This is a genomic window from Allobosea vaviloviae, assembly GCF_001298265.1.
Taxonomy (GTDB): domain Bacteria; phylum Pseudomonadota; class Alphaproteobacteria; order Rhizobiales; family Beijerinckiaceae; genus Allobosea; species Allobosea vaviloviae_B.
In genome coordinates, this window is sequence record NZ_LGSZ01000047.1 from 76,628 (window position 1) to 92,626 (window position 15,999).

Here is a 15,999-nt window from a genome sequence, read left to right on the forward strand (position 1 = left end):
GACGCTCCGGAGTTGCTTGGTATCTTAGACTGGACGGTCCAGTTTGATAAGGGGCTCGATGGGCGACAACATGGCACTCACGGCCGCGGAAAGAAAATCCGCGACATCGGTGACGGATGCAAGACGCTTGCCGTCCGACAAGGTGCGTCCGAGCAAGCATAGCGCGATCACCAAGGCCGCCTCGGAAATGTTTCTGGCGGACGGCTTCGAACGGGTCAGTCTCGACCAGATCGCCCAGCGCGCCAGCGTCTCCAAGCAGACCATCTACAGCCATTTCTCAGACAAGGAAGGGTTGTTCCGGGCGATCTGCACGGAGCTCACTGAAAGACTGACGATTCCGCTGCGTAAATCCGCAGCGGAAGGCGATCTTCGCAGCACGCTGACCCGGCTGGGAGAGGATACGCTAGCGATGATGCTGCACCCGGCCTCTCTCGACCTGCACCGGCTCGTCATGAGCGCCGCCGCGCGCTTTCCGGATCTGGGCCGTGTCGCCTATGAGGCGGGGGCCATGCGGATGATTCATGACCTGTCCACGCTCTTGATGCAGCGTTCACAAATCGGTGATAGCCTGGCAACCCCCCTGAGCGAGGACAAGGCCCGTATTCTCGCCGAGCAGTTCATCGGCATGTTGCGCGGTTTTCACCAGGTGCGCGGCCTGCTGAGCATCGAGCCGGCAACCGCGGCCGGCCGCAGCGCCTATGTCGAGGCCTGCGTCGACCTGCTTCTGCGCGGCGCCGGAACCCAGCACACGCCTGCCTGACCAATCGCTGGCCGGGACACGGCCATCAGCGACCGGCCCGCCCCTCAGGGATGACCTGTCACGGGCCTGTCATCTGCGCTGGCTAGCTCTCTCGCATCAGGAAGCATGAACCCGACGGCAGCCGCTGCCTCGGGCCAAATTCATGCTCGTGCCGCAACCGAGAAAGCCGTCATGCTGCGCATCGAAGGCCTGACCAAGCGCTTCGGCGGAAACGCCGCCGTCGACAATGTCACGCTCTCCATTCCCAAGGGCGAGATGGTCGGCATCATCGGCCGGTCCGGAGCCGGCAAATCAACCTTGCTGCGCATGCTCAACCGCCTTGCCGATCCCAGCGAAGGCCGCATCATCTCCGGCGAGCGCGACGTCACGGCACTCAAGGGCGCGGCGCTGCGGGGCTGGCGTCGCGACACGGCGATGATCTTCCAGCAGTTCAACCTTGTCGGCCGCCTCGACGTTCTCACCAATGTCCTGCTCGGTCGGCTGAACCATCGTTCCACAGCACTGACGCTGGTCAAGAGCTTTTCCCGAGACGACAAGATCCGCGCCATCGCCGCCCTCGAGCGGCTCGACATGGGCCATCTGTTGGCGCAACGGGCCGAGACGCTCTCGGGCGGGCAGCAGCAGCGCGTCGCGATCGCCCGCGCCCTGGTGCAGGAGCCGCAGATCATCCTCGCCGACGAGCCGATCGCCTCGCTCGACCCGCGCAACACGCAGGTCGTGATGGATGCCCTGTTCCGGATCAATCGCGAGGACGGGATCACGGTCGTCTCGAACCTGCATCACCTCGATATCGCATCGAAATACTGCGACCGCCTGATCGGCATGGCCGGCGGCAAGGTCGTCTTCGACGGCCCGCCCCACCAGCTCACCAGCGAAATCGCGGCCAAGCTCTACGGCATCGAAGCCAAGGATGCCGGCGCCGAGGCGCTCGACCAGCTCGACGCCATCGCCAGCGAGGAAGCCCAGCGCGCCAAGCAGAACGTCGCCTGAAGCCAGCCCGGCTCGCCGGGGCATTCGACACCACCCAGACCTTCCAAACGAAGACCATTGCAACACCAGGAGCATACCATGCTGACCCGTCGTCATACCCTGACGCTTGCCACCGCGGCCCTCGCCGCCTCGCTCGCGGCCCCCGCTTTCGCGCAGGACTGGAAGGCGAAGTACCCCGAAATCGTGTTCGGTATCGTGCCCGCCGAGAACGCCTCGGGCGTGGTCGAACGCTACACCCCCTTCGTCAACTACCTGTCGAAGGAACTCGGCACCAAGGTCACACTGCGCGTTGCCAACGACTACGCCGCCGTGATCGAGGGCCAGCGCGCCGGCAACATCCATGTCGGCATGTACGGACCCTCCTCATTCGCCCGCGCGCTGATGACCGGCGCCAAGATCGACGCCTTCGCGATCGAGACCAACCTTGACGGCACCAAGGGCTATTACTCGGTCTTCTACGTAAAGAAGGACTCGCCCTATCAGAAGATCGAAGACCTGAAGGGCAAGAACCTCGGCCTCGTCGATCCGAACTCGACCTCGGGCAACAACGTCCCGCGCTTCGCGCTCGACGGCATGAAGATCGAGCCCGAGACCTATTTCAGCAAGGTCGTCTACACCGGCAGCCACGAGAACGCCATCATCGCGCTCGGCCAGGGCACCGTCGACGTCGCCGCCAACTGGTGGAATGACGAGCAGGAATCCAACCTTCTGCGCATGGGCCGCAAGAACATGGTGAAGCCGGAAGATTTCCGGATCATCTACAAGTCCGAGCAGATCGTGAACTCGCCGATGGCCTATCTCTCCGACATGCCGACCGATCTCAAGGCCAAGATCCGCGACAGCGTCCTGAACCTCGCCACCAAGGACAAGGTCGCCTTCGACAAGATCTATGAAGGCAAGCAGGGCCCGCTCGTTGCCGTCGACAACAAGGCCTACGACCCGATCATCGAACTGAACAAGTTCGTCGACGCGCTCCGCAAGAAGAAGTCGTCGTAAGCTCTCCCCTCGCTTGACGGACGCCGCGCGGGGAACCCCTCTCCTGTAAGGAGAGGGGCAGGGGTGAGGTGTAGGCCCCTGGACCAGCAAGGCGAAAACCCAACGGCGGCTGCGGTCAGGTCACAGCCACGGTGTCCAACGGCCGCCCCCTCACCCTGCCCTCTCCCTACGGGAGAGGGTTCCCCGCGCCCCATCGGCAACGGAAGCGCCCTTCATGACCCTCGCGATCGACCGCGACGACCCCGCCATTCGCGCCCATGCCGCGACCTATGCCGCCGCCATGGCGGCCAAGCGTCGCCAGGCGCTGATCGGCGCGGCCATCCTCGCGGTGCTGATCTGGCTCGCGGCGCTCGGCTCCGAGGTCGATCCCGGCAAGTTCATCGCGAACGCCTGGCGCTTCCCGAAATACATTCTCGAGACCGTGCCCGTGCTGCGCTGGAACAGCTTCGGTGCCGACATGGCCGAGTGGTTCTGGGGCTGGAAGGGCTGGCTCAAGCTGCTCTGGCAGACCATCCTGATCGCCTATACCGGCACCATCCTCGGCGCGGTCGGCGGCTTTCTGCTCTGCTTCGTTGCCGCCGCCAATCTCGGCCGCTCCGGCTGGCTGCGCTTCGTTACCAAGCGCTACCTCGAATTCTGCCGCACGGTTCCCGAAATCGTTTTCGCCCTGATCTTCGTGATCGCCTTCGGCCTCGGCCCCCTGCCCGGCGTTCTGGCCATCGCCATCCATACCACCGGCGCCATGGGGAAGCTGTTTTCGGAAGTCGTCGAGAACATCGACATGAAGCCGGTCGACGGCCTGACCGCGACCGGCGCGGGCTGGTGGCAGGTGATCCGCTTCGCGGTGGTGCCGCAGGTGCTCTCCAACTTCGCCAGCTACACGCTGCTGCGCTTCGAGATCAACGTGCGGGGCGCCTCGATCATGGGCTTCGTCGGCGCCGGCGGCATCGGCCAGGACCTGATCGAGGCCATCCGCAAATTCTACTTCACCGATGTCAGCGCCATCCTGCTTCTGATCATCGCCGCCGTGATGCTGATTGATTACGGCACCGAGCGGCTGCGCCATTCCCTCATCAGCCTGGAGCACGGCAAGTGAGCCTCGCCCTCTCCCCCGTCGATCAGGCCGCGCTCGTCAGCCGCCACCAGGCCGCCATCGACGGCTCGCTGAAGACGAAGCTGACCACCATCGCTGTCGTCGCAGGCATGCTCGGCCTGTTCGTCTATGGCGTCAGCACATTCGACGTATCGATCTGGCGCATCCTATCGGGCTTCGGCAATCTCGGCACCTTCGTCGTGCTGATGCTGCCGCCCGATCCGGGTTCGCTGGCCCGCGCCATCATCTTCGTGAAGGCCCTCTTCGAGACGATCGCGATCGCCTTCCTCGGGACGATCCTGGCCGCGATCCTTGCTTTCCCGCTCGGCTTCATCGCCGCCCGCAACGTGGTCGCCAACAAAATCGTTCATTTCTTCGCACGCCGCTCGCTCGACACGGTGCGTGGCGTCGATGCGCTGATCTGGGCGCTGATCTGGATCAACGTCGTCGGTCTCGGCCCCTTCGCCGGCATGCTCGCGATCATGACCAGCGATCTCGGCGCCTTCGGCAAGCTCTATTCGGAGGCGATCGAATCCGCGGATCGCAAGCCGGTCGAGGGCGTCACATCGCTCGGCGGCGGCAAGCTGCACGAGATCCGCTTCGGCCTGATCCCGCAGGTGCTGCCGGTGATCGCGAGCCAGGTGCTGTACTATATCGAGTCCAACACCCGCTCCTCGACCATCATCGGCATCGTCGGCGCCGGTGGCATCGGCCTTTACCTCGCCGAGACCATCCGCACGCTGGAATGGCAGCAGGTTTCCTTCCTGATCCTGCTGATCCTGGCGGCGGTAACCGCGATCGACTTCCTCTCCGCCAAGCTGCGCTTCGCCATCATCGGCAAGCGGGCCGTCTGAACCGCTGGCGACCTATCCCGGTCAGTTGCCCGCCGGCCGCTTCGGCACGTTCGTGAGCCAGGCACCCATATCCTTCGCCCAGAACCTGGCGAGCCCCGTCGTGCCGTGGCCGCGCGTATCGGCGCTGGCCGGGATCAGCAGTAGCCGCGCGCTGCCGAGGCGCTTCAGCTCGCGCTCCATAATGCCGGTCTCGGGCGGGTTGCGCTCGTCATCGGCGGAGTTGATCGCCAGCACCGGCGCCTTGATCGCGTCGAGCTTCGGCGCAGGATTGTAGTCGCGCGACGCATCCCACTGGTAGAGGAAGTCGTTCGCGTCCGCGTTGAACGCCGCCTTCAGCCGTTCGTCGAGCAGCTTGTCGGCGGCCTCGCGCGTCGGCGCCATCTGCTGGAAGGCGAGCGTGCCGCCGCTGGTGGCGATGCCGAAGAACACATTGGCGATCCGGAGCGCTGGCGGCTGGACCGTATAATCTCCGCCCTTCCACTCCGGATCATTGCGAACGGCATCAATGATCATCCGCCGCATCATCCAGTTACGGCTGGACATGTCGGTCGGCTGCGATGCCATCGGCACCAGGGCATCCATGAAATCGGGGTATGTCACGCCCCACATCCAGGTCTGCATGCCGCCCATCGAATTGCCGAGCACGAGACGGACATGGCGGATGCCGAGGCCCTCGCTCACCAGCCTGTACTGGGCCTTGACCATGTCTTCGTAATTATAGCGGGGAAACTTTGCCCTCATCCCATCGGACGGTTTCGATGACGCCCCCGCACCGAGCGCGTCGGGGATGATGATGTAGTATTTGCTGGCATCGAGCGGCTGGCCTGCTCCGAACAGCTCTCCGGCAAAGATCGGCGACAGCATGCTCGCGGCCGAGCCGGCCGTGCCATGCAGGATCACGACGGGCTCGCCCGTCGGCTCTCCAACCGTGGCATAGCCCAGCTTCAGCTCCGGAAACGTATCGCCGGTGCTGAAGCGGAAATCCTTGGCGACCCAGACGCCGCGCTTGGGCGCGGGATAATCCGCCGCCAGCGCCAGCCCCGCAATGCCGCACGATGCAATGAGGACGGCCGCGCGCAGCAGCCCGATGACAGGATTCATGACGATTACTCCTCGGATCGGTTTCCGCGCGATCTTGATGTCGCGTGTTCCCACCCGAAGCATCGCTCCGAACCCGTGCCGGCACAAGCGGCGCCGACATTATGAGTTAGCGGGCCTCCTCGTTGAAGGGCTCGACCACCATCTCCATGCGCTCGCCGGCAAAGACACTGCTGACGAGGTGGATCGGGGTCAGGTCCGGCAGGGCATCCACCGCAACCGACACCATCACCGGAGCGCCAAGCTCGATCCGCAGCAGCTCTGCCTCGCGCTCGCTGGCGAGCCTGGCGGTCAGGCGTGTCGAGAGGCGGACATAATCGGTGATGCCACAGGCCTTCAGCGCCGCCGTTATAGACCCGTCGGCCCCGCGGTAGGCAGCATCGAAGGCGGGGAACCGCGCCACTGACAGCCAATGCGTTCCGGTGCCCATCGGCGTGCCGTCGGCGAGGCTGAGGCCCTCGAGCCGCCACAACGCCGCCCCCTGATCGAGCCCGAGCACCTCGCAGGTCTCGGGCTCGCCGATGATCTGTTCGCCCGACAGGACCGTGCTCGACCCGACGATGCCGATCCGGCCGAGATTGGCGCGCATGCTGACGCGACGGCCGAGCGGATAGGGCACGCGCCTGGCACTGACCTGCGTGCCGCGTCCGCGCGAGACCGTCACCAGCCCCTGCTCGGCAAGATGCCGGAACGCCTGCCGCACGGTGTGTCGATGGACGCCATAGCGTTCCGCCAGCGCGGTCGCAGCCGGCAGCGTGTCGCCAGCGGCATAGTCGCCCTTGCCGATCGCGCCCGCGAGTTCGTCCGCGATCCGGCGCCAGGCGGTGCCTGCATCGGCCGGGGCCTCATCCGCAGTCATCAAAGTTTCATGCAAAATGTATAGACCTTTCACCGTGACAGGCCTATTATAGTCTAGACATTAGAAAACGACCAGACGGCGGATGACGATGACGGCGCACACCGCGGACAAAACGCGAAGCGAAGCAACACCAAGGCAGCGCTGGATGGCCGTGCTCTCCCGCGCCTCGCGCGCCGAGATCGCGCAACTCGTCGGCACGGACGTCCCGCGCCACGACATCCTCAAGGCGCCGGAGACCGGCACCGTCATGGTCGAGGGCCGCGCCGGCGGCGCCGGACGCCGCTTCAATCTCGGCGAGGCGACCGTGACCCGCTGCATCATCAGGCTCGACGACGGCGCGATGGGCTTCTCCTATGCGCTCGGCCGCGACGGTCGCAAGGCGCGCCTCGCCGCCATCCTCGACGCAAGGCTTCAAAGGGCGGCGCCGGGCGCCGCGCTGCATCGCGCCGTCGACGCTCTCGCGGAGCGCCAAAGCGCGGCACGCGATCTCGCCTCGCGCAAGGCGGCCGCGACAAAGGTCGATTTCTTCACTCTGGTCAGGGGCGCGTGATGACGACGGAAACGCTGATCGGACCGGGCTTCTCCGACCCCGTCTTCCAGTCGCAAGGCGCCTTCCGCGCGCTTCTGGCCGCCCTCGCCGAACCTGGCACGCGCCATGTCCTCCCGGGCGCGATCATCCCGCCTGAGGGCCTGCAGGCTGCGACGGCGACCGCCCTGCTGACGCTCGCCGATTACGAGACGCCAATCTGGCTGCCCCCTACGCTGCGTGACGGCGCCGCCGGCGCCTGGCTGCGGTTCCATTGCGGCGCGGCGCTGGTCTCCGATCCCGCCCAGGCCGCCTTCGCCGTGATCGATGGCACAGCGCCGGAACCAGCGCTGGCGGCGTTCGACGCCGGCAGCGACCAGTTTCCCGACCGCTCGACGACGCTCATCGTGCAGTGCGCGGCGCTCAAGGGCGGCGAGGCCGTGACGCTGACGGGGCCGGGCATCGCCACAACCCGCGTGATCGCGCCGTCCGGCCTTCGCCCCGGCTTCTGGGCCGAGGTCGCCGCCAACAACGAAGCCTATCCGCTCGGCATCGATCTCCTGCTCAGCCACGCGGACGCCGTCCTCGGCCTCCCGCGTTCGACCCGCATTGTGGAGTTCGCCTGATGTATGTCGCGGTCAAGGGCGGCGAGGCCGCAATCCTCGCCACGCATGATCTGGTCGCGCAGGCGCGGCGCGGCGACGCGGCCGTGCCCGAAATCTCGGTGGCGCAGATCCGCGAACAGCAGGGCCTCTCCTGTGCCCGCGTCATGAACGAAGGCTCGCTCTACGACGCCGATCTCGCCGCGCTGGCGCTGAAACAGGCGCAGGGCGACGTCATCGAAGCCGCCTTCCTGATGCGCGCCTACCGCACGACGCTTCCACGCTTCGGCTCGTCGGAGCCCGTCGACACCGCGCGGATGGCGATCCGCCGCCGGGTGTCTGCGACCTACAAGGATCTGCCCGGCGGGCAGGTGCTCGGCCCGACCTATGACTACACCCACCGGCTGTTCGATTTCGCGCTGATGGACAACGAGGGCGTCATGGTCGGGCTTGACCCGACCATCTCGGGACGAGAGGGCGCAACCGCGGCAGGAGATGCTCGGGTCAAGCCCGAGCATGACGTGGCTTCCCTCGACGCCCACATGCCGCGCGTGCCCGACATTCTCGGCGCCGAGGGCCTGATGGAGCCCGAAGTCCCGCCCGAGGGCGACCCGCGCCCCTTCGACCTCACCCGCGAGCCGGTCTCCTTTCCGGCCGATCGCGATGTCCGTTTGCAGGCGATGGCGCGCGGCGACGAGGGTTTCCTGCTCGGGCTCGGCTATTCCGTGCAGCGCGGCTTCGGCGGCAACCATCCCTTCGTCGGCGAGATCCGCGTCGGCGAAGTCAGCGTCGAATTCATCCCCGAGGAACTCGGCTTCGCGGTCGATCTCGGGGAGATCACCCTGACCGAATGCCAGATGGTCAATCAGTTTGCCGGCTCAAAGGACGTCGCGCCGCAGTTCACCCGCGGCTACGGGCTCTCTTTTGGCCATAGCGAGCGCAAGGCGATGTCGATGTCGCTGGTCGACCGGGCGCTGAAATGCCGCGAATTCGGCGAGGCGGCGGAGTATCCCGCCCAGCAGGACGAGTTCGTCCTTTACCACTCCGACAATGTCGAGGCAGCCGGCTTCGTCGAGCATCTCAAGCTGCCGCACTATGTCGATTTCCAGGGCGAGCTCGAACTGATCCGCCGCATTCGCCACGAGCGCGAACAGCGCCTTGCCGGCGAAAACGAAGCTCTGCCGGAGGCAGCAGAATGAACGCCCATCAGACTCTGCCGGCCGACGAGGCGGTTCCCGCCTACAACTACGCCTATCTCGACGAGCAGACCAAGCGGATGATCCGCCGCGCCTTGCTCAAGGCCGTCGCTGTGCCCGGCTATCAGGTGCCGTTCGGCTCGCGCGAGATGCCGCTGGCGCGCGGCTGGGGCACCGGCGGCATTCAGGTCACCGCCGCGATCATCGGCCCGGCAGATACGCTGAAGGTCATCGACCAGGGCGCCGACGACACCACCAACGCCGTCTCGATCCGCCGCTTCTTCGAGAAGACGGCGCAAGCCCGCACCACCGAGGCGACGGAAGCTGCGACGATCATCCAGACCCGCCACCGCATCCCCGAGGCGCCCCTGACCGCAGGCCAGATCATGGTCTACCAGGTCCCGCAGCCGGAACCGCTACGCAAGCTCGAGCCGCGCGAGGCCGAGACGCGCAAGATGCACGCCTGGGCCGAATACGGGCTGATGCAGGTCAAGCTCTACGAGAACATCGCCCGCTTCGGCGAGGTGACGACGACGTATGACTATCCCGTCATGATCAACGGCCGCTACATCATGGCGCCCTCGCCCATCCCGAAATTCGACAACCCGAAGATGCACATGTCGCCGGCCCTCCAGCTCTTCGGGGCCGGCCGCGAGAAGCGCATCTATGCGCTGCCGCCGCACACATCCGTCCGCAGCCTCGATTTCGAGGACCACCCCTTCCGCATCCAGAGCTGGAAGGAGCCCTGCGCGCTCTGCGCCGCAACCGACTCCTATCTCGACGAGGTGGTGATCGACGACCAGGGCTCGCGCATGTTCGTCTGCTCCGACAGCCATCATTGCGAGACGAGGCGGGCTGAGGGTCATCGCGGCACCATGCTGGGCGATGCCACGGCGAATGGGCTCGTCGATCCTTCATCCTCCACCGTCATCCCGGGCGACCGCAGGGAGACCCGGGATCCATTCCGGAACCCAGCCGGCCAAGGCTCAGGCATGGATCCCGGGTCTCCGCTTCGCTCTGCCCGGGATGACGATGCGAAGGTGGAAACGGGAGCTGACTCATGACCCTCCACGCCACCTTCCCCGACACTGCCCTCGACCCCGCCCCGCTGCTCTCCGTCGCCGGCGTCTCGCGCTTCTATGGCGAGCGCATCGGCTGCAAGGACGTCTCCTTCGACCTCTGGCCGGGCGAGGTGCTCGGCGTCGTCGGCGAATCCGGCTCCGGCAAGTCGACGCTGCTGCGTTGCCTCGCCGGCATCGACAGGCCCGATGCGGGCGAGGTTCTGTTCCGCGGTCTCGATACCCCGCTCGACATCTACTCCGTGCCCGAGCAGGAGCGCCGCAAGCTGATGCGCACCGCCTGGGGCATCGTCCACCAGAACCCGCGCGACGGTCTGCGCATGGATGTCTCGGCCGGCGGCAATGTCGGCGAGCGGCTGATGGATCGCGGTGACCGGCATTACGGGCAGATCCGGGAGCGCGCGCTCGATTGGTTGTCGCGGGTCGAGATCTCCGGCACCCGCATCGACGACCGGCCGCGCCAGTTCTCGGGCGGCATGCAGCAGCGCCTGCAGATCGCGCGCGTGCTGGTGTCCGAGCCGCGCCTGGTCTTCATGGACGAGCCGACCGGCGGGCTCGACGTCTCGGTCCAGGCCAAGCTGCTCGACCTGCTGCGCGTGCTGGTGCGCGATCTCGGCCTTGCCGCGATCATCGTCACGCACGACCTTGCGGTGGCACGCCTCCTCACCGACCGTTTGATGGTGATGAAGGACGGCCATGTCATCGAGCAGGGTCTGACCGACCAGGTCCTCGACGACCCCCACCACGCCTATACGCAACTGCTGACCTCGGCGGTGCTCAGCGTATGAGCGGCTTCGTCCACCCGCCCTGGTCGGGCTTTTCCGGCGCCGCCGCATCCGCGATCAGCGGAACGGGTGATGCCAGCAAGAGGGCTGGGCATGAGGTGGAGCGCCTGGTTCTCGGGCAGGCGGCAGCCCAGATCCAAAATCTGGCAGCGGCCGCGCTACCGCTCGAAGCTGGACAGGCCGCCGCGCCACCGCCTTCCGTCACACCCGCGTCACCGCGCCCGGACAAGGCACTCATCCCAGGATTCTGGACACCATGACCACGATGATTCGCGTCGAGAACGTTGCCAAGGCCTTCACCCTGCACAATCAGGGCGGCGTGCGGCTGCCCGTCTTCGGCGACGTCAATTTCTCGGTCGAGGCCGGCGAGGCGCTGGTGCTCGCGGGCGCGTCGGGCGCCGGCAAGTCGAGCCTGCTGCGCATTCTCTACGGCAACTACCGGCCGAGCTCGGGCACGATCCACATCACCCATGGCGGCAAGCCCGTCGACATCGTCGCGGCCGTTCCGCGTACCGTGCTCGACATCCGCCGCCGCACGCTCGGCTTCGTCTCGCAATTTCTGCGGGTGATCCCGCGCGTCAGCGCGCTCGACATCGTGCGCGACCCGCTGCTGGCGCGCGGCGCCACGCCCGAGGAGGCCAGCGAGCGCGCCAAAGCCATGCTCGCCCGCCTCAACCTTCCCGAACGGCTCTGGAATCTCGCGCCTGCGACCTTCTCGGGCGGCGAGCAGCAGCGCGTCAACATCGCCCGCTCCTTCGTCGATCCCTCAGCCATCATGCTGATCGACGAGCCGACCGCCTCGCTCGACGCCGCCAACCGCGACGTCGTGGTCGAGCTGATCGCCGAAGCCCGTGGTAAAGGCTCCGCCATCGTCGGGATCTTCCACGACGAGGCCGTGCGCGAACGTGTCGCGACGCGCTATCTCGACATTACCGACTTCCGGAAGGCCTCCTGATGCAGACCGTTTTGACCAATGCCCGGCTGATCCTCGAAGACGAGGTCGTCACGGGAACGATCGTCTTCGACGAGAGCGGCATCACAGCTGTCGATCAGGGCCTGTCCTCGCTGCCGTCAGCCATCGACGCTGGCGGCGACTATGTCGCGCCCGGTCTCGTCGAGATGCACACCGACAATATGGAAAAGCATTTCATGCCGCGGCCCAAGGTCTTCTGGCCGAACGGGCTCGCGGCTGCGCTCGTCCATGACGCCCAGATGGCGGCGGCCGGCGTCACCACCGTCTATGACGCGATCTGCGCCGGCACGCCCTTCTCGGCCAAGGACTATCGCAAGGACATCTTCGCCGACGTCATGAAGGCGCTCGCCGAGGGCCGGCGCGAGGGTGTCTTCCGCATCGACCACCGCATCCACATGCGCTGCGAGCTGACCAGCCCCGGCCTGCTGGAGGACATCGAGCCCTACCAGAACGACGACCTCGTCCAGCTCGTCTCGCTGATGGATCACACGCCCGGCCAGCGGCAATGGCGCAATCTCGAGCACCTCAAGACCTATGCGGTCGGCAACGGCAAGACCGTGGCCGAGTTCGAGGAAGACGTCGTCATGCGCCAGCAGGAGGGCGCCGCCAATGTCTCCAGCAACTGGAGCGCCGTCGTCGAGCTGTTCCGCGCGCGCGGCATCCCGATCGCGACCCATGACGACACCACGGTCGAGCATGTCGAGGAGGGCATCGCGTCCGGTGCCGTCATCTCGGAATTCCCGACCACCGTCGAGGCGGCCCAGGCGGCCAAGCAGCGCGGGCTGGCCACCATCGCCGGGGCGCCCAATGTCGTGCGCGGCGGTTCGCATTCGGGTGGCGTTTCGGTCTCCGAACTGGCAGAGAAGGGCCTGCTCGACGGGCTGTCCTCGGATTACGTGCCCGCCAGCCTGCTCCAGGCGGTCCTGAAACTGCATGCCGATCACGGACTCGGCCTCCCCGACGCGATGGGCATGGTGACCTGGAAGGTGGCCGACATCCTCGGGCTGAAGGATCGCGGCCATCTTCGCACCGGCCTTCGCGCCGATCTGGTCCGGTTCAAGGCTCTCGGCCCGACCCCGGTCCTAGCCGCCGTCTGGTCGCAAGGGCATCGCGCATTTTGAGCACGCCGCGCTACGCCCTCTATTACGCCCCCGCCTCCGACAGCGCGCTCTGGCGCTTCGGCTGCGCGACGCTGGGCTATGACGCCTTCACGGGCCAGGACATCGCCTTCTCCGTCCCGGCCGGCTGCGATGCGGAAGGTTGGCCGCAAGCCACCGCCGAGCCGCGCCGCTACGGCTTCCACGCCACCCTGAAGGCGCCCTTCCATCTGGCGAACGGCCGCAGCGAGGGGCAGTTGCGCGCCTTCGCCCATCAGATCGCGGCCGGCCTCTCAGCCGTGCCCCTGGCTGGCCTGAACGTCACCGCGCTTGGCCGCTTCGTCGCCTTGACGCCGTCGGAGCCGAGCCCAGCCTTGCAGAAGCTCGCCTTCGACATGGTCCAGGCCTTCGAGCCTTTCCGGGCGCCGCTGGGTGCCGCCGATCTGGAGCGCAGGCTGGCAAGCCCGCTGACCCCGGCGCAGCGCGCCTACCTCGAAGCCTATGGCTATCCTTATGTCGGCGACGCCTTCCGCTTCCACATGACGCTGACCGGCTCGCTGCCGCAGGACGCGGTCAGCGGCACCGCGGTGGCACTCGCCGGCGCCTATGCCGCTGCAATCCCGGCCGAGCCCGTCGCGATCGACCGGGTTTGCCTGTTCCGGCAGCCCGACCGCGAGAGCCGCTTCCATCTGCTCGACAGCTTCGTGCTCGGCCGCTGAGCGAGCCTGCCCCGAAAACGCGGAGACGACGACATGGCGTCCAAGAACCTCGGCCTCGAGCCTGCCATCGATCCCACGGCGAGCGTGCGCGACGCCACCCTGGGGCGCTACACCGAGATCGGTGCGCGAACCTCCTTCGTCGAGTCGACGATGGGCGACTATTCCTATGTCGTGAACGATTCCAACATCATCTACACCACCATCGGCAAGTTCTGCTCGATCGCTGCGATGACCCGGATCAACCCCGGCAACCACCCGATGCAGCGCGCCAGCCAATCGCATTTCACCTACCGCGCCAGCGCCTATTTCGCCGGTGCCGAGGATGATGCCGCGTTCTTCAACTGGCGCCGCTCCACCCCCGTGACCATCGGCCACGACGTCTGGATCGGCCATGGCGCGATCATCCTGCCCGGCCGCAGCATCGGCACCGGCGCCGTCGTGGCAGGCGGCGCGGTCGTCACCAAGGATGTCGCACCCTACACCATCGTCGGCGGCAACCCGGCCCGGCCGATCCGCCGCCGCTTCCCGGAAGCCATTGCAGATCGGCTCGTCGCACTGGCCTGGTGGGATTGGGAGCATGCGCGCTTGCAGGCGGCGTTGCCCGATTTCAGGGCATTGTCCGTCGAGGCTTTTCTCGAGCGCCATGAGACGACGGCCTGACAGGCCGCCTGCCGGATAGGCATCGCACAATCCCGCCGTGTCGATTTCATCTTGACGCAGAGGCAGACACAACCAGTCCGTGTCGATTTTACAAAGAACAACTGTGACATTCATTGGTAGTTAACCAAACGAGCGCTTTATGGGCGTCGGCGCTGCGTATCTGCGGCTCGGGCGTAGGGAGCCTCGTATGTCATCTTCGGATCACCTCGACAGCCGCCTGTCCTTCATGAAGCTCGATGCCCAGGCGCGAGCGAAGATCGACGGCATCCATGACGACGTCGTCGCCGCGCTGCCTGGGGCTCTCGAAGCCTTCTATACGCAGCTCAGGAATTCGCCGGAGACGCAGCGTTTCTTCAGCAGCGAAAAGCACATCGAGTCCGCCAAGCAACGCCAGTCCTCGCATTGGGATCGCATCGCCCGCGGCCAATTCGACAAGGACTATGTCGCCGCCGTCACCACGGTGGGCGAGGTCCATGCCCGCATCGGCCTTGAGCCGCGCTGGTATATTGGTGGCTATGCGCTGATCCTCGAGAAGATCATCACCGATGTGCTGATCGCCCGCTGGCCCAAGCACCGCTTTGGCGGCAAGGTCGCAGGCGCAGCCGACCGCGCAGCCGAGATCAGCGCGATCGTGAAGGCCGCCCTGCTCGATATGGACTACGCCATCTCGGTCTATCTCGAGGCCTCGGAAGCCGCCCGCCTCAAGGTCGAGGAGCAAGCGAAAGCCGTCGAGCGGGCACAGGCGAGCGAACGCGAAAAGGCCGTTGCTTCCGTCAGCGAAGGCATGGCTGCGCTCGCAAAGGGGGACCTGACCTTCCGCATCGGCCAGGACATTCCGCAGGAATACGGACTGATCCGCGACAATTTCAACGATGCCATGGGCCGCCTCGAGCAGATGGTCGCGACCATCAAGGCCAGTTCCACAGCCATTGCGGCCTCGTCCCAGGAAATCAATTCCGGCGCCGAGGATCTGTCCCTGCGCACCGAGCAGCAGGCCTCCGCCCTTGAGGAAAGCGCAGCGACGACCGAGCAGCTGGCCGCATCCGTCAAGACCTCGGCGCAGGCCTCGCGGCGCTCCGTCTCCCTCGCCGACGACGCCACCCAGATCGCCCGCGCACCGGCGGCGCCATCGTCAAGAACGCGACGGACGCCATGGCGCGCATCGAGGAAGCCTCGAAGAAAATCTCCGAGATCACCAGCGTCATCGACGGCATCGCCTTCCAGACCAATCTGCTGGCGCTCAATGCAGCCGTCGAGGCGGCCCGCGCCGGCGATGCCGGGCGCGGCTTTGCGGTCGTCGCGGCCGAAGTCCGCGCCCTGGCGCAGCGCTCGTCGGACGCGGCCAAGGACATCACCGGACTGATCGCCTCCTCCGACGCGGAGGTGACCGAGGGCGTGAAGCTCGTCAGGCTGGCCGGCGATACGCTTGAACAGATCGTCGAGGCCTCGGCGGCCGTCTCCACCACCGTCGAGGAAATCGCCAGCGCCACCGGCGAGCAGGCCAACGGCATCGACGAGATGAGCCAGACCGTCACTCACATGGACGAGATCACCCAGCAGAACGCGGCGCTCGCAGAGCAGAGCGCGGCCTCCGCCCGCACGCTGCTCGACCAGATCGCGCAGCTCAACCGGCTGATCTCGACCTTCCGCACGCAGGATAGCCGCGGGGCGAGCGTTCCGGCCGCCCGCCGGGCAGCGTGACCACGCGGCCG

Annotated in this window: 16 protein-coding genes and 2 pseudogenes; 16 read left to right on the forward strand and 2 right to left on the reverse strand. The window is 66.4% G+C overall.

The features are described from left to right. The first annotated feature begins 58 nt into the window (after positions 1–58). From AE618_RS15255 to phnE (AE618_RS15275), 5 genes are all read left to right on the forward strand, one after another. Positions 59–760, forward strand: a complete 702-nt coding sequence (locus AE618_RS15255) for a TetR/AcrR family transcriptional regulator (protein WP_054209931.1) — start codon at positions 59–61, stop codon at positions 758–760. Between the two features lie 171 nt (positions 761–931). Continuing rightward, positions 932–1,750, forward strand: coding sequence for a phosphonate ABC transporter ATP-binding protein (gene phnC, locus AE618_RS15260; protein WP_054210092.1), 819 nt, complete (start codon positions 932–934; stop codon positions 1,748–1,750). A 78-nt stretch (positions 1,751–1,828) separates the two neighbouring features. Next, on the forward strand, positions 1,829–2,746 hold the full coding sequence (gene phnD / locus AE618_RS15265; RefSeq protein WP_054209932.1) for a phosphonate ABC transporter substrate-binding protein: 918 nt from the start codon (positions 1,829–1,831) through the stop codon (positions 2,744–2,746). Positions 2,747–2,960: 214 nt separating this feature from the next. Then, a complete protein-coding gene (phnE, locus tag AE618_RS15270) occupies positions 2,961–3,842 on the forward strand; it encodes a phosphonate ABC transporter, permease protein PhnE (RefSeq protein ID WP_054209933.1) in 882 nt (293 codons plus the stop codon). Beyond that, complete coding sequence (gene phnE, locus AE618_RS15275; RefSeq protein WP_054209934.1) at positions 3,839–4,693, forward strand: phosphonate ABC transporter, permease protein PhnE; 855 nt, start codon at positions 3,839–3,841, stop codon at positions 4,691–4,693. Before phnE (AE618_RS15270) ends, phnE (AE618_RS15275) begins: the two co-directional genes overlap by 4 nt. Before the next feature lie 21 nt (positions 4,694–4,714). Here phnE (AE618_RS15275) and AE618_RS15280 read toward each other — a convergent pair whose 3' ends face one another. Both AE618_RS15280 and phnF read right to left on the reverse strand, forming a co-directional pair. After that, complete coding sequence (locus AE618_RS15280; RefSeq protein WP_054209935.1) at positions 4,715–5,794, reverse strand: alpha/beta fold hydrolase; 1,080 nt, start codon at positions 5,792–5,794, stop codon at positions 4,715–4,717. Positions 5,795–5,900: 106 nt separating this feature from the next. Beyond that, the gene (gene phnF, locus AE618_RS15285) at positions 5,901–6,650 is read right to left on the reverse strand and encodes a phosphonate metabolism transcriptional regulator PhnF (protein ID WP_054209936.1); all 750 of its coding nucleotides are present in this window, start codon (positions 6,648–6,650) and stop codon (positions 5,901–5,903) included. 88 nt (positions 6,651–6,738) lie between these two features. Between phnF and phnG the strand changes: the two genes are divergently transcribed. The 11 genes and pseudogenes from phnG (at position 6,739) to AE618_RS27410 (ending at position 15,988) form a co-directional block, all read left to right on the forward strand. Beyond that, positions 6,739–7,200 carry a phosphonate C-P lyase system protein PhnG gene (gene phnG / locus AE618_RS15290; RefSeq protein WP_156330295.1) on the forward strand — a complete coding sequence of 154 codons (462 nt, stop codon included), beginning with the start codon at positions 6,739–6,741 and terminating at the stop codon, positions 7,198–7,200. After that, positions 7,200–7,802 carry a phosphonate C-P lyase system protein PhnH gene (gene phnH / locus AE618_RS15295; protein ID WP_054209938.1) on the forward strand — a complete coding sequence of 201 codons (603 nt, stop codon included), beginning with the start codon at positions 7,200–7,202 and terminating at the stop codon, positions 7,800–7,802. The genes phnG and phnH overlap by 1 nt, the downstream gene beginning before the upstream one ends. Continuing rightward, positions 7,802–8,977 carry a carbon-phosphorus lyase complex subunit PhnI gene (locus AE618_RS15300; protein ID WP_054209939.1) on the forward strand — a complete coding sequence of 392 codons (1,176 nt, stop codon included), beginning with the start codon at positions 7,802–7,804 and terminating at the stop codon, positions 8,975–8,977. Before phnH ends, AE618_RS15300 begins: the two co-directional genes overlap by 1 nt. Further along, a pseudogene (locus tag AE618_RS15305) lies at positions 8,974–9,864 on the forward strand (alpha-D-ribose 1-methylphosphonate 5-phosphate C-P-lyase PhnJ); the annotation flags it as partial. The gene AE618_RS15300 and the pseudogene AE618_RS15305, both read left to right, overlap by 4 nt. 170 nt (positions 9,865–10,034) lie before the next feature. Next, the gene (phnK, locus tag AE618_RS15310) at positions 10,035–10,841 is read left to right on the forward strand and encodes a phosphonate C-P lyase system protein PhnK (RefSeq protein WP_054209940.1); all 807 of its coding nucleotides are present in this window, start codon (positions 10,035–10,037) and stop codon (positions 10,839–10,841) included. A gap of 253 nt (positions 10,842–11,094) precedes the next feature. Then, positions 11,095–11,793 (forward strand): phosphonate C-P lyase system protein PhnL, encoded by a 699-nt coding sequence (gene phnL / locus AE618_RS15315; RefSeq protein WP_054209941.1) that lies wholly within the window; start codon positions 11,095–11,097, stop codon positions 11,791–11,793. Beyond that, a complete protein-coding gene (locus AE618_RS15320) occupies positions 11,793–12,932 on the forward strand; it encodes an alpha-D-ribose 1-methylphosphonate 5-triphosphate diphosphatase (protein WP_054209942.1) in 1,140 nt (379 codons plus the stop codon). The genes phnL and AE618_RS15320 overlap by 1 nt, the downstream gene beginning before the upstream one ends. Continuing rightward, positions 12,929–13,627: a DUF1045 domain-containing protein gene (locus AE618_RS15325; protein WP_248310893.1), complete on the forward strand. Its 699-nt coding sequence runs from the start codon at positions 12,929–12,931 to the stop codon at positions 13,625–13,627. Before AE618_RS15320 ends, AE618_RS15325 begins: the two co-directional genes overlap by 4 nt. A 33-nt stretch (positions 13,628–13,660) precedes the next feature. After that, positions 13,661–14,287 (forward strand): DapH/DapD/GlmU-related protein, encoded by a 627-nt coding sequence (locus AE618_RS15330; RefSeq protein WP_054209944.1) that lies wholly within the window; start codon positions 13,661–13,663, stop codon positions 14,285–14,287. Between the two features lie 226 nt (positions 14,288–14,513). Then, positions 14,514–14,918: pseudogene (locus AE618_RS29275) on the forward strand (protoglobin domain-containing protein); the annotation flags it as partial. A gap of 410 nt (positions 14,919–15,328) precedes the next feature. Continuing rightward, positions 15,329–15,988 carry a methyl-accepting chemotaxis protein gene (locus AE618_RS27410; RefSeq protein WP_282568520.1) on the forward strand — a complete coding sequence of 220 codons (660 nt, stop codon included), beginning with the start codon at positions 15,329–15,331 and terminating at the stop codon, positions 15,986–15,988. Positions 15,989–15,999 lie beyond the last annotated feature (11 nt).

Excerpts from the sequence above, each read along its gene's own strand:
- phnC (WP_054210092.1), top strand. The coding sequence starts at position 932 with ATGCTGCGCATCGAAGGCCTGACCAAGCGCTTCGGCGGAAACGCCGCC.
- phnF (WP_054209936.1), bottom strand. The coding sequence starts at position 6,650 with ATGACTGCGGATGAGGCCCCGGCCGATGCAGGCACCGCCTGGCGCCGG.
- AE618_RS15330 (WP_054209944.1), top strand. The coding sequence starts at position 13,661 with ATGGCGTCCAAGAACCTCGGCCTCGAGCCTGCCATCGATCCCACGGCG.
- AE618_RS15300 (WP_054209939.1), top strand. The coding sequence starts at position 7,802 with ATGTATGTCGCGGTCAAGGGCGGCGAGGCCGCAATCCTCGCCACGCAT.
- AE618_RS15280 (WP_054209935.1), bottom strand. The coding sequence starts at position 5,794 with ATGAATCCTGTCATCGGGCTGCTGCGCGCGGCCGTCCTCATTGCATCG.
- AE618_RS15255 (WP_054209931.1), top strand. The coding sequence starts at position 59 with ATGGGCGACAACATGGCACTCACGGCCGCGGAAAGAAAATCCGCGACA.
- phnL (WP_054209941.1), top strand. The coding sequence starts at position 11,095 with ATGACCACGATGATTCGCGTCGAGAACGTTGCCAAGGCCTTCACCCTG.
- phnG (WP_156330295.1), top strand. The coding sequence starts at position 6,739 with ATGACGGCGCACACCGCGGACAAAACGCGAAGCGAAGCAACACCAAGG.
- phnD (WP_054209932.1), top strand. The coding sequence starts at position 1,829 with ATGCTGACCCGTCGTCATACCCTGACGCTTGCCACCGCGGCCCTCGCC.
- phnK (WP_054209940.1), top strand. The coding sequence starts at position 10,035 with ATGACCCTCCACGCCACCTTCCCCGACACTGCCCTCGACCCCGCCCCG.
- phnE (WP_054209933.1), top strand. The coding sequence starts at position 2,961 with ATGACCCTCGCGATCGACCGCGACGACCCCGCCATTCGCGCCCATGCC.
- phnH (WP_054209938.1), top strand. The coding sequence starts at position 7,200 with ATGACGACGGAAACGCTGATCGGACCGGGCTTCTCCGACCCCGTCTTC.
- AE618_RS15320 (WP_054209942.1), top strand. The coding sequence starts at position 11,793 with ATGCAGACCGTTTTGACCAATGCCCGGCTGATCCTCGAAGACGAGGTC.